We start from the raw sequence: 2,016 nt of genomic DNA, 5'->3' as shown, positions 1-2,016 counted from the left end.
CGGGCCGGGCGCCCGCCGCGCCTGCAGGGTTACCAGCGATCCGAGCGCATGCGCAGCTCCCAGGCGCCCTTGCGCATCTGGTAGACCCCGACGGCCCCATAGCGCAGCTCGCCCTGCTCGTCCCATGCCATGGTGCCCGTGACCGGGGCGTAGCCGTTGATGCCCCGCAACGCCTTGGTGATGTCCGCGGGCGCGGCCGAGCCCGCCTTGCGGATGGCCTCGCTGACCACGTACATGGCGTCGTAGGTGTAGTGACCGCCATAGGCCGGCGGCTGCTGGAAGGCGGCCGTGTAGCGCTCCAGGAACTGCCGCCCGGTGGTGAACTCGGTCACGTCCAGCACCGGCGAGGTGGCGTAGATCTCGTCGATCAGGCCCATACCCTTGATCATGTCGGCCGTCTTGACCAGGTCGCCACCCAGCAGGGCAACCCGCGTGTGGCCCAGCTTTCGCAGCTCCTCGAGCAGCGCCAGCGACTGGAAATCGTTCAGCATGGACACGATGACGCGCACATTGGACGCCTTGAGCCTGGCCGCCAGTTCGGCGAACTGCGTGGTCTTGTCGTCGAAACCCTGGCGCACCGCAATGGTCTTCTTGGCCTTCTCGAGTTCGACCGCGGCGCCGTCGGCCAGTCCCTTGCCATAAGGCGACCCATCGTCCACCACCGCGTAGGCGTCGGCCGCCAGCTGGGAGGCGGCAAAGGAGCCCAGCGCGCGGGCCTGGAGGGCATCGTTGGCGACGATGCGGAAGGTGGTGGGCAGGCCGAGCTGCGTGATGCGCGGGTTGGTGGAGATGATCATCTGCGGGATGTTCTTCTCTCCGTAGATCGGTGCTGCCTCCAGGCTGACGCCCGAGTTCAGGTGCCCGATCACGGCCGACACGCCCGCCTCCACGAGCTGCTGGGCAGCGGCGCGCCCGCCCGCCGGGTCGGCCCGGTCGTCCTGGGCAAGCACCTCGAACTGCACGCGCTTGCTGTCCACGGTGTAGCCATTTTTGTGCAACTCGTCGACGGCCATGCGCACGCCATTGAGCAGGTCCTGTCCCAACGCGGCCAGTGGGCCCGACAGCGGTTGGGCCACCCCGATGCGGATCGTGTCCGGCACCTTGTTGCAACCGACGAGCAGACCCCCGGCGCCCAAGGCGAGGCCCAGCCCCGCAGAAAATTGCCGGCGGTTCATCCCTTGTGTCATGCAGCCCTCCCTGAAACACGGCAAATGCAACCGAATGTTTACCCGATTCCTTTGCACGCGCCATGGGAAAAGCCCGCACCCGCAGTGCAGGCGCGGATCGGTCGGGCCTTGCGGGCGCCGCGCTGCTACAGGCCGCCGGTGATGTACTGCTCCATCTGCTCGATCAGGAAGCGCTGGTGCGAGATCACGCTCTTGACCAGGTCGCCGATGGAGACCAGCCCGACCACCTCCTCGCCTTCGAGCACCGGCAAGTGGCGCAGGCGGTTTTCCGTCATCAGCGCCATGCACTCCTCGCAGCTCTGCGACGGGTGCACGAAGCGCACGGCGCGGGTCATGATCTCGCTGACCGGTGTATCGCCGGAGGAGCGCCCGTGCAGCACCACCTTGCGGGCGTAGTCGCGCTCGGTGAAGATGCCGGCGATCTTTCCGTCCTGCATCACCAGCAGCGCGCCGATGCCCTCCTCCGCCATGCGCTGGAGCGCCGTCAGCACCTTGTCGTCGGGCGAGACGCTGTGCACCCGGTTGTTCGGCTTGTTCCTGAGGATCTCTGCAACGGTGGTCATCTGGCTCTCCCGTGGGTGGTTGCTTGGAATGACCCGAAGTGTTCCCGTTGCGCTGCGCGGGCGCAACCCGGCGCAACCCGGGCGGCCGCCCCCGGGGGACGGCCGGCATGGCATGTAAAGAAGCATGAAGTTCACTACCATCGGCTGGCCGTGGCGCGTGGATGTGCGACAGTGCGCCCTTGGCGCTGCCGCCCGCCCGCGTGCCGCGGGGGCGCTGCAGGCCCGTCGCCGCTGCGGCACGGGTGCTGCGCGCCGCCGGCGGCCCC

General features: G+C 68.3%; 2 protein-coding genes. Both read right to left on the bottom strand.

Annotated features, from left to right (window positions below):
* Positions 1–29 precede the first annotated feature (29 nt).
* The gene (locus tag A612_RS00920) at positions 30–1,187 is read right to left on the bottom strand and encodes a branched-chain amino acid ABC transporter substrate-binding protein (RefSeq protein ID WP_040435432.1); all 1,158 of its coding nucleotides are present in this window, start codon (positions 1,185–1,187) and stop codon (positions 30–32) included.
* A 125-nt stretch (positions 1,188–1,312) separates the two neighbouring features.
* Positions 1,313–1,750, bottom strand: coding sequence for a CBS domain-containing protein (locus A612_RS00915; protein ID WP_019372741.1), 438 nt, complete (start codon positions 1,748–1,750; stop codon positions 1,313–1,315).
* Between the last annotated feature and the right edge of the window lie 266 nt (positions 1,751–2,016).

This window comes from Melaminivora alkalimesophila (genome assembly GCF_000282995.1).
GTDB lineage: Bacteria > Pseudomonadota > Gammaproteobacteria > Burkholderiales > Burkholderiaceae_C > Melaminivora > Melaminivora alkalimesophila.
Note: the sequence above shows the minus strand (reverse complement) of the source record. Positions and strands in the feature narration are given on the sequence as shown.

Coding starts and splice junctions, on each gene's coding strand:
- A612_RS00920 (WP_040435432.1), bottom strand. CDS start 1,187: ATGACACAAGGGATGAACCGCCGGCAATTTTCTGCGGGGCTGGGCCTC.
- A612_RS00915 (WP_019372741.1), bottom strand. CDS start 1,750: ATGACCACCGTTGCAGAGATCCTCAGGAACAAGCCGAACAACCGGGTG.